Raw genomic sequence first — 13,088 nt, 5'->3', positions numbered from 1 at the left:
GCCGGTGAGCACTCAGCCGCTGATGGGCTGGGGCAGCCCGCTCTTGCTGTCGAGCAGGGCCGTCACCTGAGTGCTGTCCACCTCGGGGGCTGCAATGAACTGCTCGACCTCGGTTGACAGCACCAGGGGGGCTCCTTGTGCCATCTCCTCCTCGGTACGGGAGAGCGGGGAGTGGACCTCCAGCCAGCGTCGGCCGTCCGGCTCCACTGCCATCTTGACCGGCTGATTGATCACCCGCACCTGAGTGCCGACCAGCACCAAGTTAAACAGGGTCTCGATGTCGTCGGGACGCAGCCGGATGCAGCCCGCGCTGACCCGCAGACCGACCCCGAAATCCTTGTTGGTGCCGTGAATGAGGTAGTCCCGCTGACCGTAGCCCAGGCGCATGGCGAAATTGCCCAGCGGATTGTCCGGTCCGGGCGGCACCACGGCCGGCAGATCTATGCCTTTTTGCTCCAGCCAGGACTTGCGCACCATGGGGCCGGGCACCCAGGTCGGGTTCGGGTTCTTCGCTATGATGGTGGTGGTCATCTCAGGCGTCTCGCGACCTATGTCACCGATGCCGATGGGCAGCACCATCACCTCCTGCTTGCCCTTGGGGAAGTAGTAGAGCCGCAGTTCGGGCAGGTTGATGACGATCCCCTCCCGCGGCACATCGGGCAGCAGCATCTGGGTCGGCAGGGTCAGCCGGGTGCCTGGGGTGGGCAGATAGGGGTCTACCCCTGGATTGGCTTCCAGCAAGGCCAGAAAACCAATCTGGGTGTGCTTGCCGACCAGTTCCAGGTGATCCCCTGGTTGCACTATGTAATCTTCCAGCTCGCCGATCAGGCGGCTGTCCGCCGGCGGGAGGGGATAGGTTTTGGACCAGACCGGCGCGGCCCAGAGGCTGGTGGCGACCAGCAGCAGTGAGACGATACGTGGATACAACATGGTTCTTCCTATCTGTCAGTCTTGTCTTGAGGGAAGCGCTCCCTCCCAAAAAATGAGCAGAGATTGTAACCAATAGTCCCGGGATTACCAGCGTCGGGCTGAGGCGCTGCCGAGCCGGCTGGGCACAGCCCACCACCCCCTTTCACCGTGCAGGCCCCGCTTTTTCGGGGAAACGGGGATAAGCGCGGGTCGACTGATGGCCGCTGACGCCGGCGGGGAAGAGTCACATCTTGACCGCCAGGGGTGGCATGGCCGATGTGCGACCAGAGCGCGATGGCGGGGGAGGGGAGCGATCCGCCGCGGGCTGGCTGTTTAATAGCCAGTCGTATGATCTTCAACGATATTTACATTGATTTCCCGACTCGGGTTGGGTCAATATGAGGGCCCGCGGAGAGATGCCGGAGTGGCCGAACGGGATTGACTCGAAATCAATTGTGGCAGCAATGCCACCCAGGGTTCGAATCCCTGTCTCTCCGCCATCTTCTGAGCCCGACTTGTACAACAGGTTGGGCTTTTTGTTGACTGCTTGTTTTCCGTCGCTTCTGCCAGCATGCCGGCTCGTTGAACCCCACAGAACAGCCACCCCTTCCTCTGATTTGCTTCTGGGATGCAGAAGATCACCCATCGGGGCGAGCCGAGGCAAATACCAGGCGAAACAATCGGCTAGAAGCGGCCTGAGCCCTGTGGATAGTCGGAGGATTCAGGCCAAGTTCAGCGCACCCCCGGTATGGTGCTCCGGCGTTTATGCGGTGTAACGAATAACAAACAGAGATGGCTGCCGGCGCAGTCATTCCCGTCTATCTTCCATCCCGCCAAGACGCTGAGCGACATGCACGAGCCCAAGGCCCACCCCGGTCAGGGGCCGCGCTCGCTGCCGATATCCATCCCCTGCCGTACGAGCTGCTGGCCATGATGCCTCTTTGCAGCACCGGTGGTCACCTCGCCATTCTCATGACGTCCTGGAGGACATGATGACCGAATGCCATCTGCGCAACTGCATTACCCCTTCTCTCATTCGCCAGATTGGGCTCGGTCTGGCCGCCGGCGCTTTGTGTTTCCTGGTGCTGAGCTATGCGGACCCGGCCGCTCGAAAGAGCGAGCCCGAGGCGGCCGTCGAGGTCCCCACGCCAGCAGAGCCCCTCTCGTCAGAACCCCAGGCCAGTGGCGCCGCGGCAACCTCGAGCCAGCCGGATGAGGCGAGCTTGCCCCTGCCGGCGCTGACGGCCGGTATCGGGTCTGATGGGGTGCAGGGAGAGGGGATGGCCGACGAGGCGATTCCCACCCCCATGCTGGGCGAGCCGAGCGCGGCCGTATCGATAGCGGCCGACGAGAAGGTGGTGGCTCAGCCGCCCATGCTGATAACCGCCAGCACTCCGCCCTCTGCCGCTCAGCCTGCGGCCAAGCCGTCGGTGCCTCCGGAGTCGGTGTCCAAGCCAGCTCCCAAGCCTGAGATCAAGCCGCAAGGCAAGGCGCCCGGCAAGGTGAGCTTGACGCCTGCCAAGGTCCTGCAGCAGAAGAACGGCAACCACCTCAGCGTCCAGTTGATGGGATCAGGCAGCCTGGCGGCCATAGAGCAGTTTGTGCTCGCCAACCGGCTCGCTGGCAAGGTGTGGATCTATCAGACCAAGTTCCACGGCAGCCCCTGGTATGTGGTGTTGAAGGGGGAGCATACCAGCATGAGCCAGGCGCTGGCGGCCATTCGCAAGCTGTCGCCTGCCCTGCAGAAGGCGGGGCCCTGGCCCAAGTCATTTGCCCAGGTGAAGAACGAATTGAAGCAATAGGCCTGAGAGTGGGGGATGTGGCTCGGCCGAGCCGGGTCATGATCGAGCATTCGCACCATTGCCCCATCCTATGAGCGTCAGCTCATCAGCCTTTATTGCACCACAGCCGCGCCAGTCGCGGCTGTGGTGTTTTCGGCCTGGCTGATTTCAAACTGCTCCGCCATTCCTTGGGCAGCGTGAGACTGGCCCCAAGGACGGCCGTCAGCCCTTGCGGCTGGCGAGCTGGCGCAGCAGCTGGGTGCTCTGGTGCAGGCTCTGCTGCTGCACCTCGCTCAGCGGGCACTGCTTGAGCACGTATTCGGCGCTGGCCACCACCGTCTTCCAGCGAGGGGCCTTGGGCAGGGTGTCCAGGCTCAGGTATTTGTCGAGGGTGCGGGTCTGGGGGCTGGATCTGTCCATGTAGACGCGCCACAGCTTGCTCTTCTCCGCCAGCACTATCTTGCCCTTGCCGGTGCTCTGCTGCCAGGCATCCAGGGTGAGGCGCATGGTGTCCACCAGGGCCCGGCGCAGCGGCTCGTCATCCTGCTGGCGGATCAGGTTGTCCGCCAGGGAGCGGAACTCGCCACCGAGTCGGCTGAGTTCACCCAGCAGCTGACCATCCTCTATGATGGCCTGGCGCGACAGGCTCTTGAGGGCGTTTTCCAGCGCCATCACCCGGTTGTCATCCTGGCGGGACTCGGTGCTGAGGGTGAGGGCGAAGGCGCGTTGACCACCCAGGCTGATGGGCAGCGCACGGGCGTTGAGTTCATCCTTCTGACCCGCCACCAGGAAGCTCAGATCCTGCTCCGGCCGTGCGGTCAGGTCGGGCCACTGGCTCGCCAGGGGGGTCGCCAGCCACTCGTCGAGGGGCAAGCCTTCCATGGCCTCCGGCTCCTGTCCCAGCAGCCTCGCCAGCACGCGGGAGGCAAACAGCACCATGCCCTGCTCGTCGATGAAGACCATGGGATCCGCCCCTTCCCCCAGCAGAGTCAGCAGCCGCTCCTGATCCTGATGCAGCTGTGCCTGCAGGCTGAGGCGGTGCTCTATCTCTTGCTTCAGTAGCCTGTTCTCCACCAGGGAGGCACGGCCGGCACTGGCCTCCAGCAGCGCCCTGACCCGGGCAAACAGCTCCTCCTTGCAGAATGGCTTGACCAGATAATCGTTGGCGCCGGCGTTGAAGCCCTCCTCGATGTCCTTGGGCTGGTTGAGGGCGGTGAGCAGCAGCACCGGCAGCTTGTCCTTGGGATGCTGCTCGCGCAGGCGGCGGCAGACGTCGAAGCCGGACAGGGTTGGCATCATCACGTCCAGCAGTATGAGGTCGACCGGCTCCTGGGCCAGCTTGGCGAGGGCGTCGTGGCCGTCGCTGCTCGGCAGTATGCGGTAGCCGCAGGGCTGCAGCAGGTGGCGCAGTATGTGCAGATTGATGGGCTCGTCATCCACCACCAGGATGAGGGGCGCATCGGCCGGCGGTGGCGGCAGGTCATCGCTCTCCCAGTCCGGCAGGATCAGTGGCTGCTGGCGCACCAGCTGATGCTCCATCTGGCGGCTGTCCAGGGTCAGGCTGCCCGCCTTGCCGCTGGCGAGCGGCAGGGTGAAGGCGAAGGTGGAGCCGACGCTCGGCTCGCTCTCCACGCTGAGTTCGCCCCCCATCAGATGCACCAGCTGGCGGGTGATGGAGAGGCCGAGGCCGGCCCCCTGCTTGCTCAGCTCCGGGCTCATCTGCACCAGGGGTTCGAAGATGTGTTCCAGATGCTCCCGGGGTATGCCGATGCCGGTGTCGGTCACCCTGATGCGCAGGAACTGACCCTCCACCAGGGCGCTCAGCACCACCTTGCCCTGGGGGGTGTACTTGATGGCGTTGCCCACCAGGTTGTAGAGCACCTGTTCCAGCCGCTGCTCGTCGGCCAGCACCGGCGGCAGCTCGGCCGGGCTGATGTCTACCAGGGTGAGGGGCTTGGCCTGCACCAGGTGCTGGCAGAGATCCAGCACCAGCCGGATGACCCCCTTGGAGGAGACCGGCTGGGAATGGATCTCCAGCTGGCCGTAGCGCATCTGGTGATAGTCGAGCAGATCGTCCACCAGCCGGGCCAGGCCGTCGGCGCTCTTGATGATGAGGCCGAGCTGCTTCTGCTGGCCCTCGGTCAGATCCTGCTGGCTGGCGAGCATGGACTCCGCCATCCCCTTGATGCCGTGGATGGGGGTGCGCAGCTCGTGGGAGGTGTTGGCGAGCAGCTCATCCTTGAGCTTGTCCGCCTGTTGCAGGCTCAGGTTCTGCTTGTGGGTCAGCTTGACCTGCTGCTGCAGCTCCTGGGTCTGGCGCTCGATGAGTTCTATCTTGTCCTTCACCGAGCGCTGCATGTGGCGAAACGCCTGGGCCAGCCGGTCTATGTCATCGTCGGTACGGGCGATGCTGATGGGGTGGTCCAGGGCGCCGTCGGCCACCTGCTCGGCGGCGGCGGTGAGGGAGCGCAGCGGCGCCGTGATGGAGTGGGAGAGCCAGCGGGAGAACAGGATCAGCAGCAGCAGGGAGCCGGCACCCAGCAGTATGACCAGGGTCTCCAGCTGGCGGATGGGGCGGTATGCCTCGCTGGTGGAGATCTCGGCGACGAAGGCCCACTCGGTGTCGAATACCTTGACCTGGGTGTAGGCGGCCAGCACCTCGTCATCGTGATAGGAGCGAAACAGCCCGACCCCCTGCTCACCGGAGAGGGTCTTGACGACCAGCGGGGTCTGCAGCGGCCGGAAGTTTGGGCTGAAGCTGTTCTCCACGCTGAACTCGGGGGCGAGCCAGGCATTGGCGCGCATCCGCTTGTCCGGGCCGACCAGTATGGTCTCCCCCGTCTCACCTAACCCCTCCCGCTCCGCCATGATCTGGTTGAGCTTGTCCGGCAGCAGCTCGAAGATCACCACCCCGCGCACATAGTCGTACTGCATGACGGGGGCGGCCAGGTAGGCGACCACCTGGCCGGTCAGCTCGTTGCGGCCAAAATCGGTGAATTCGAAGATCTGCTGGGGTTTCTGACCACCATCGAGCCGGCGCTTGATCTTGGCGAAGGTGTCGCCAAGGCCGCTGGCCTGATAGGGGCCGGAGAGCAGGTTGGTGGCAAAGTTGGCATGCTTGGTGACCGAATAGACCACATCACCGTTGAGATCCACCAGGAAGATGTCGCTGTAATTGGACTTGCGCACCATATCGGCATAGCCGCGGTGGAAGCGCTGATGCACCCGGCCGTACATCTCGTCCGCCAGGATCAGGGCGCTGATGGAGGGTTCTATGTCCACCTTGCTGTCGGGTTTTTGCAACTGATCCCAGGAGCCGGGCACATAGCGGGCCTGGGCACGGGCGCGCGCCTCCTGCGGGGTGGTGCCCAGCTTCTCGAAGGCGCCGGTGAAGCCATAGAAACGACCGATACTGTTGCCGGCAAAATCCTGCTGGGAGAAGTTGATGATCTGCTCTTTGAGGTTGCCGAAGTAGTCTTCCAGCTGGCTCTTCTTGATGTTGCGCACCGACACCAGATGATTGGAGGTCTGGGTGGTGAGGTCCTTGCCGTGGCTATAGAGGAAAAACAGGGTGACGACCAGGAAGGGCACCAGGCCTAACATGAAAAAAGCCAGCATCAGCTGGGCTCTGAGCCCACGAGGCTTGAAGGTCCATTTCATCTTGTGATTTTCAATTGAGAATCCAGTTACTAAACGCGACAAGTCTCTGATTAAAGACTAATCATTTCAATGACTTTATCTTGAATTCGCCTACGGAGTCACAGCGGGCCGAGGGAATTTCGGCCAAGGCGTTTAAAGCCTGAGCAAACGACCGGGAAAAGTGCTGAAAGTCAGAAAAAAGGGTTGTGCCCGTGCTCTGGGTACGTATAATGCGCCTCGTTGTCAGGCAACTGGCACATAGCAGTCAGGCGGGAATAGCTCAGTTGGTAGAGCACGACCTTGCCAAGGTCGGGGTCGCGAGTTCGAGTCTCGTTTCCCGCTCCAATTTCTCATGGCACCAACCATGGGTATCACTTTCAAGGCAATCAGCCTTGTCAGCATGGCGCGTTAGCAAAGCGGTTATGCAGCGGATTGCAAATCCGTTTAGTCCGGTTCGACTCCGGAACGTGCCTCCATATTCTTCCTCTGTTTCATTCGTCTTCCATGCCCTGTTTCAGCCTCGAAACTTCTCTTTGGCATACCCCCTTGTTTTTAATATCCTTGCTGGGTGAGTAACTGCTCGCAGCCCTGCTGGCGCCACTCTCTCTGCAGATAGTGACTCACGTCGCTCAGGGATTGCCCCCGGTATTGAAATTGCATTTCGGCGGAGTGCTCGGTCAGATCGGCCATCTTCTGTCTCAGTTGACCGCATTGCCACAGGCTGACGGTAGGCACCCCCTGGTACACCAGTGCGATGGCGTCATGCTGGTTGAGTCGCCACTCCTGCCACTCCGACCAGATCAGCAGGCCCAGCACGCTCAGGACCGCGATTTCTGCCAGTTTCATCCTCTTCTTCCTTCATCTCCCTGCCCATGATCTAACTCTTGTCCAAGGAGTGGTTTTTGCCAGCCTTGTTACTCTTTGGTTAAATAATGTAACCCGGTTTCACTTTTTGGTTTTTAGGCGGTTTTTTTATAAAAAAGTGGGCTTATTGGTGTAGTAATCCTACAAATTGTGGAGTAATCTTTGCTCAGTGGTCTTACCAGTGAGGCGTTAAATCATGTTTCATCCCTTCTCTCTGACTCAGATAATCCTTCGTCGCATCTTCGTGCTGCTGGTGGGCGTGTTGGTCTTCCCGGTGATGCTGTTTCGCAGCGATCGCGCCCGCTTCTACAGCTACCTGCACCGCATCTGGAGCAAGACCAGCACCAAGCCGGTGTGGCTCAAGATGAGCGAACGGGGCGAGCGGATCTTCTACTGAACCGTCTCCTCGCATAAAAAAGACAGCCAAGGCTGTCTTTTTTATTTTTAAGCATATGAAATTAAATGATTTGTTCCTTACCGTGTCCACGCATTGACCACGTTGAGATAATCGGAAGCAAAAGCCCCAGTTTTGACTGGGGCTTTTTATTTGGTGGGGATTATCTACCGAGGTAGTCCGCAATGACGACAGTGGCGACGCCAAGGACGGCATTTGTCGTGGTATATACCCACTGCTTTTTGGCAATGAACACGACCTCACACACAATGCTAAGCACCAATACAAAGGGGTAGAAGATGTAGTAAGTAGCCAGAATTGAGTATTCGTCTGAGCGATGGACGGACACATCAAAGAGCACGAGAAAATAGTTGGCTACGAGGAACCATAAGCATATTTTCACAGATATCCCTCTATGGACTGATCAAGGTCCATTGCTGTTGTAAACGGTTCATGAGTGAATCCCTCATGGTGTTGGCGCGCAGACAAGAATGGAATCCTGCAAACGAGACGTAGCTGACCTGTTGTTGTGCCTGTGCCCACGTCAGACATATTTAGAGGATTGTTTCCCACATTCAGGCGACCCGAATGGACTCCGGGCCGCCATTGGTTCCGCCGCGGCGCTAGTGAAAGGGAAACAGATAGTTAAGCCAACTCGTCATTCGCAACAGCACTTTGCGGATAATGGAAACCTGGGTGAAGTACTTGGTATAGATGGCGGCCTGACCGCTGGAGCCCGCAATAACCTGATACTTGGGCCAGTCAGGATCCGTGATCTTGAGAGCGATAGGCAGGCGCCCTGGTGTCTGGGCCGATGTCTGATCTATCAGACTGGCGTTCGCCTGCACATTCCCGGCCGCCAACGCCGGTATGACCGACATCACCTCAGCAGTGAAGACCCGACCAGGGATACCATCTATTACAATTTCGGTTTCATCCCCTTCGGCTAAGCGCTGCATGCTGTTCTGCCAGAACCAGCCAACATAGGTAGTATCATCTTGGTGGATGAAGTTCATCACGGGGCGATATTGAAAAGGGGCCGCAATCATACCGGGACGAAGCGCCAACTGAGAAACATAGCCATCACTGGGAGCCGTGACCACGGTCTGCTCCAGCTCATACTTGGCCTCGTTGAGTTGGGCTTGCAGGTCTACGATGGTGGCCTTCTGCTGGTCTATTTGGGCAGTAATGTCATCCACATTAGCCTGGGTCATATCGAGGTCACGCCGCTTGCCGATACCTCGATTCACCAATGCCTGTGCTCGGTCACGATCCAAGCTGGCGGAGCGTAGCCTGGCATCAATGGATTTGAGTTGTTCCCGATTGGATGCGAGCCTTGCGGCCAAGCTGGCCACCTTCTGTTCAAAGGGTTCGGCCTCAATGCGAAACAGTACATCGCCTTTTTTGATCATCTGATTTGCCTGGACGGGTACCTCACTGACACGACCTTTCACCAGCGGCACAATAGGCGTGGAGACATAGTAGTTACGCGCTATTGACGCGTAGGGATGGTTGTAGTTCATCAGAACGATGAGCCCACCCACGAGAAAAAAACCACCGAGCACGGCGGTCGGCAGGGTCCACTTGTTGAGCGGGAGATTGAATATCTTGAATATGCCCGTAGCGCAAGCAACGTAGCTGAGGATCAGTAGCAGGTCCATGGCTATCACCCTCTCTCATTCTGTTCGAGCGTCGCCATGCGGGCTTGCAGCGTGGCGAGCTCTTGCCTGAGCGCTGAAATGTCCTCTTCATCTTTCTTTAAGCGTTGAACGAACCCCCACCCCCGCTCGGGGCGGTAGAGGGTGGCCCAGATCCAAAGGAATGGCCAAATAACATGCAGAGTAAATAAGCTGACCCAGCCAGCCACATGAATGGCATCCTGATGGGGATGCTGACGATGTTTGGCTATTTCATAAGGAATATCGTGAATGACGATTATGCCGTAGAACAACACCAAGACGACGAATACCAAGACCCCTAACGCAAAGTAATCAAGTAGCATTTCTAAACCTCAACAGTTTTGCAGCTTTATCCCTCGTTGGTGTCACCTGTTATGCCCATATCGTTTTTAACACAGAGGGGTGAACATACCCTGAAGAGGTTTTGGTACTTCATGTCACTCTGGCAGTTCTTCTCGCTTCACTTCGAGTTGCAGGTGGTTGCCGTCTTGCTCCCCGTCTCTGGGAGTTGCAAGCCGTCAGCCAGGGCTGCCTCTCTCCCATCTATCGCCCATAGGGATCCAGTTCTGACCTGGCAGCAGCTAGCCTCCCATCAAGACTCGCGCCGCTCCGATCGGCTCAGCCCGGCCAGCACGCTGCGCAGGCGGGCTAGGCCGATGGGCTTGAACAGGCACTCGTCCATGCCGGCGGCGAGGCAGAGCTCCCGCTCCCTGGGCAGGGCGTGGGCGGTGAAGCCCCAGATGGGCAGCTCATGGCCGCGCGCACGCAGGCGGCGGGTCAGCTCGAAGCCATCCATCGTCGGCATCTGGCAGTCGGTGATGACGAGATCGAAGTGGTGGCTGGCGACGGCACGCAGCGCCTCCAGCCCGTTGCTGCGCACGCTCACCTCGTGCCCCAGGTACTTGAGTTGCTGGCGCAGCAGCGTCTGGTTGGCGTGGTTGTCATCCACCACCAGGATCCGCAGTGGCGTCTGTTCGGCCTCCTCCTGCCTGATCAGGCTCTCTGGCGACTGCAGGGCCGAGACCACCGGCGTCAGCGGCAGGCTGACATCGAGTCGGGTACCCACGCCGATCTGGCTGCTGACCCCGATATCGCCCCCCATCATCTGGCACAGGATCCTGGCGATGTTGAGGCCAAGGCCGGTGCCCGCGTATTGATAGGGAGAGTGGGCGCGGTAGAAGGGGGTGAACAGCAGTGGCAGCTTGTCGGCCGGGATGCCGACCCCGCTGTCGCTGATGCGCAGTCGCAGCACTGGGGCCTGCTCGTGCTCCCCCTCCAGGGTGGCCCGGATGCTGACTTCGCCGCGCTCGGTGAATTTGATGGCGTTGCTCAGCAGGTTGAAGACTACCTGACGCAGCCGCAAGGGGTCGACCAGCACCAATGGCAACGACTGGGTCTCGAGCTCGATGCGATAGTTCAACCCCTTCTGCTCGGCCATGCCGGCGAACACCTGGGCGACCGACTGCAGCAGCGGCGTGAGCGCACACGGCTGCGGGGCCAGCGTCATCTGACCCGCCTCTATGCTGGAGATATCCAGCACATCCCCGACCAGATCCAGCAGGCCGTTGGCCGATTCCGAGGCGATGCGCAGCTGCTCTCCGGTATGGGGCGAGAGCGCCGGATCCTGGATGGCGAGCTCCAGCATGCCGAGGATGGCGTTCATGGGGGTGCGGATCTCGTGGCTCATGGTGGCGAGGAAGTCGCTCTTGGCCCGGCTGGCGCTGTCGGCCTGCTCCTTGGCCAGACGCAGCGCGCTCTCCATCGCCTTGCGCTCCGTGATGTCGATCCAGCCGTTGATCACCCCGCTGATGGCCCCCTGACTGTCGCAGTAGGGCACCATCCAGTGATAGATGCACTTGCTGTGATCCCCCTTGTTGAAGACGCGATCGACGAAGATGGGCTCACCATCCTGCAGTACTTTGGCGAAGTCCCGCTCCAGCCCGGCGAGGGCATCGGCATCGACCCGGCCACGGAGGCCCTCGATGAGGGGCTTGCCCAGCACGGCGCCTGGCTGGGCATTGAGCAGCGCCAGGTACTTGCTGTTGCACAGCAGCACCTTGCCGCTCCTGTCCCGCACCACTATGGGGTGGGGCAGGCTCTCCCCCAGCGCCTCGATGAAGCGGACATGGGCCTCCAGCTGTTGGCGGGACGCCTGCTCCGAGCGGGCCAGCCGGTTGAGCATGCGATTGCGGTACAGCAGCAGCAGGGCCAGGCCAAACAGGACCGCAAACAGCAGGTAGAAGTAGTCGGCGTGGCGTTCCATGAAGGTGGGGGCCGGCAGCTTACGGTTGCGCCACTCGTAGCTCATCATGGCCAGCTCATTGGGGGAGATGGAGAGGATGGTCTTGTCGAGGATGTTCATCAGCATGTCGTTGTCCGCCAGGCTGGCGAAGCCCATGCGGATCGGCTCGTCGTCGGCGGGGCCCGCGATGCGCAGCCGGGTCAGGCGGTGGCCGTCCACCGCATGCTGGGCGAAGTAGAGCGGCACTATGGCGGCGTCGAGGCTGCCCCGGTTGAGCGCCTGCATCACCTCCTCGGCACTCTCCATGAAGCTTATTTCGCTGCTGCCGAGACGTGCGGCGAGGGGGTTGTAGTGGGTCATGCCGACGCGCTTGCCAGCCAGATCCTGCAGGCTGGAGGTGGTCCGATCCGCTTGCTGGGCGAGGATCACATAGATGTCGTCGCTGGCATAGGGCAGGGAAGGGCGCAGCCCATAGCTCTCGGCCACGGGTTGGGAGATGGCGCCGATGAGATCGAGCCTGCCATCCCGCATTGCGTTGTTGCGCTGGCGATCCGAACCGAAGGAGGCGAACTCGAAGCGCAGGCCGGTGCGCTTGCTCACCTTGGCCAGCATGTCGACCGTCATGCCGGTGAGCTGATCATCATAATCCTTGACCCCATAAGGGTAGAGATCGTCCATCAGCCAGACCTTGATGGGGGGCGCCTTGCGCAACCAGGCCAGCTCGGCGGCGTCATAGGCATCGGCCGGGTTGTCGACCATGTCGCGGATGGGCCCGTTCCACTGGCTGAAGATGAGGTTGCGGGTGATGTCGTCGACATCACGCAGGGTGCGATTGATGAGGCTCAGCAACTGCGGCGCCCGGGCGGAGACCGCGAAGCGAAAGCCGTCGGAAACCAGGCTCGGTGGCGCCTCGCCGCGCCGCCTGAGTTTGTCGAAGCGCTCGCTGTTGAGGTAATACATGGAGTGGATGTCGCTGAGCAGCGCATCCTGCCGGCCGAAGAAGACGGCGTCGAAGGCCGCCACGTTGGAGGGGTAGGTCACCAGGCTGAGCAGGGGGTAGTCGCGTTTGAATTCCTGCTCATCGATAAAGCCCCGCACGGTGGCGACGCTCTGCCCGGGGGTCAGCAGGGGATCCTGGCGCTGCTTTGGCGCCGAGAAGACGGGGGTGTTGCTGAAGTAGCGCCGGCTGAGGCGGATCCCGCTCCTATCCCCGTCGGCCAGGGTCAGGTTGCCGAGATTGACGATGTCGACATCACCCTGGCGCAGGGCGGCGAGGGCGCTCTCCTTGTCCTCGAAGCGGCGCAGTACCAGCGGCTTCTGCAAGGCCTTGGCCAGGATGTTGAGATAGTCGGCGGAGATCCCCTCGAAGCGGCTGTCCGAGACGGTCATGCTGAACGGGCGATAGTCGTGGCGCAGGATGCCGACGCGCAGCTGCGCGGTCTGCTGCAGCCAGCGCTGCTCGGCCGGGATCCGGGGGGAGTCGGTGTGCTGTATGTAGTGGCGGCTGTGCAGCGTGAGCGCCAGCGCGGGCTGGGCGAACAGCAGGCACAGCAGGGTCAGCGATCGAAGCAGGTTCATCA

8 protein-coding genes and 3 tRNA genes are annotated in these 13,088 nt (G+C 60.9%); 5 read left to right on the top strand and 6 right to left on the bottom strand.

Annotated features, from left to right (window positions below; all coding sequences use genetic code 11):
• Positions 1-12: 12 nt before the first annotated feature.
• Positions 13-930 carry a L,D-transpeptidase family protein gene (locus EL255_RS15365; RefSeq protein ID WP_042653947.1) on the bottom strand — a complete coding sequence of 306 codons (918 nt, stop codon included), beginning with the start codon at positions 928-930 and terminating at the stop codon, positions 13-15.
• A gap of 389 nt (positions 931-1,319) precedes the next feature.
• On the opposite strand from EL255_RS15365, the gene EL255_RS15360 reads away from it, so the two are divergent.
• Positions 1,320-1,409, top strand: a tRNA-Ser gene (locus EL255_RS15360).
• A 492-nt stretch (positions 1,410-1,901) separates the two neighbouring features.
• Positions 1,902-2,711, top strand: coding sequence for an SPOR domain-containing protein (locus tag EL255_RS15355; RefSeq protein ID WP_048823145.1), 810 nt, complete (start codon positions 1,902-1,904; stop codon positions 2,709-2,711).
• Between the two features lie 201 nt (positions 2,712-2,912).
• On the opposite strand, the gene EL255_RS15350 is transcribed toward EL255_RS15355, so the two are convergent.
• Positions 2,913-6,350, bottom strand: a complete 3,438-nt coding sequence (locus EL255_RS15350) for a hybrid sensor histidine kinase/response regulator (protein WP_042653946.1) — start codon at positions 6,348-6,350, stop codon at positions 2,913-2,915.
• A 248-nt stretch (positions 6,351-6,598) separates the two neighbouring features.
• Here EL255_RS15350 and EL255_RS15345 point away from each other — a divergent pair.
• Both EL255_RS15345 and EL255_RS15340 read left to right on the top strand, forming a co-directional pair.
• A tRNA-Gly gene (locus EL255_RS15345) sits at positions 6,599-6,674 on the top strand.
• Positions 6,675-6,731: 57 nt separating this feature from the next.
• A tRNA-Cys gene (locus tag EL255_RS15340) sits at positions 6,732-6,805 on the top strand.
• A 76-nt stretch (positions 6,806-6,881) separates the two neighbouring features.
• Here the strand turns inward: EL255_RS15340 and EL255_RS15335 are convergent.
• A complete protein-coding gene (locus EL255_RS15335) occupies positions 6,882-7,175 on the bottom strand; it encodes a hypothetical protein (RefSeq protein WP_042653945.1) in 294 nt (97 codons plus the stop codon).
• Positions 7,176-7,389: 214 nt separating this feature from the next.
• Here EL255_RS15335 and EL255_RS15330 point away from each other — a divergent pair, with 214 nt between their 5' ends.
• Entirely contained in the window at positions 7,390-7,590 is a 201-nt protein-coding gene (locus EL255_RS15330; RefSeq protein WP_042653944.1) for a YbfA family protein, read from the top strand.
• 620 nt (positions 7,591-8,210) lie between these two features.
• On the opposite strand, the gene EL255_RS15325 is transcribed toward EL255_RS15330, so the two are convergent.
• The 3 genes from EL255_RS15325 to EL255_RS15315 all read right to left on the bottom strand — a co-directional run bounded on the left by EL255_RS15325 (position 8,211) and on the right by EL255_RS15315 (position 13,086).
• Positions 8,211-9,248, bottom strand: coding sequence for an HlyD family secretion protein (locus EL255_RS15325; RefSeq protein WP_042654307.1), 1,038 nt, complete (start codon positions 9,246-9,248; stop codon positions 8,211-8,213).
• 5 nt (positions 9,249-9,253) lie between these two features.
• Complete coding sequence (locus EL255_RS15320; protein WP_042653942.1) at positions 9,254-9,589, bottom strand: DUF3302 domain-containing protein; 336 nt, start codon at positions 9,587-9,589, stop codon at positions 9,254-9,256.
• A gap of 269 nt (positions 9,590-9,858) precedes the next feature.
• On the bottom strand, positions 9,859-13,086 hold the full coding sequence (locus EL255_RS15315) for a response regulator (protein WP_042654306.1): 3,228 nt from the start codon (positions 13,084-13,086) through the stop codon (positions 9,859-9,861).
• Positions 13,087-13,088 lie beyond the last annotated feature (2 nt).

Source organism: Aeromonas encheleia (genome assembly GCF_900637545.1).
Classification (GTDB): domain Bacteria; phylum Pseudomonadota; class Gammaproteobacteria; order Enterobacterales; family Aeromonadaceae; genus Aeromonas; species Aeromonas encheleia.
This window is presented reverse-complemented; position numbering and strand designations above follow the sequence as displayed.

Bases quoted from the DNA above. Each gene is read 5' to 3' on its own strand.
- EL255_RS15350 (WP_042653946.1), bottom strand. From the start codon at position 6,350: ATGAAATGGACCTTCAAGCCTCGTGGGCTCAGAGCCCAGCTGATGCTG.
- EL255_RS15355 (WP_048823145.1), top strand. From the start codon at position 1,902: ATGACCGAATGCCATCTGCGCAACTGCATTACCCCTTCTCTCATTCGC.
- EL255_RS15365 (WP_042653947.1), bottom strand. From the start codon at position 930: ATGTTGTATCCACGTATCGTCTCACTGCTGCTGGTCGCCACCAGCCTC.
- EL255_RS15320 (WP_042653942.1), bottom strand. From the start codon at position 9,589: ATGCTACTTGATTACTTTGCGTTAGGGGTCTTGGTATTCGTCGTCTTG.
- EL255_RS15315 (WP_042654306.1), bottom strand. From the start codon at position 13,086: ATGAACCTGCTTCGATCGCTGACCCTGCTGTGCCTGCTGTTCGCCCAG.
- EL255_RS15335 (WP_042653945.1), bottom strand. From the start codon at position 7,175: ATGAAACTGGCAGAAATCGCGGTCCTGAGCGTGCTGGGCCTGCTGATC.
- EL255_RS15330 (WP_042653944.1), top strand. From the start codon at position 7,390: ATGTTTCATCCCTTCTCTCTGACTCAGATAATCCTTCGTCGCATCTTC.
- EL255_RS15325 (WP_042654307.1), bottom strand. From the start codon at position 9,248: ATGGACCTGCTACTGATCCTCAGCTACGTTGCTTGCGCTACGGGCATA.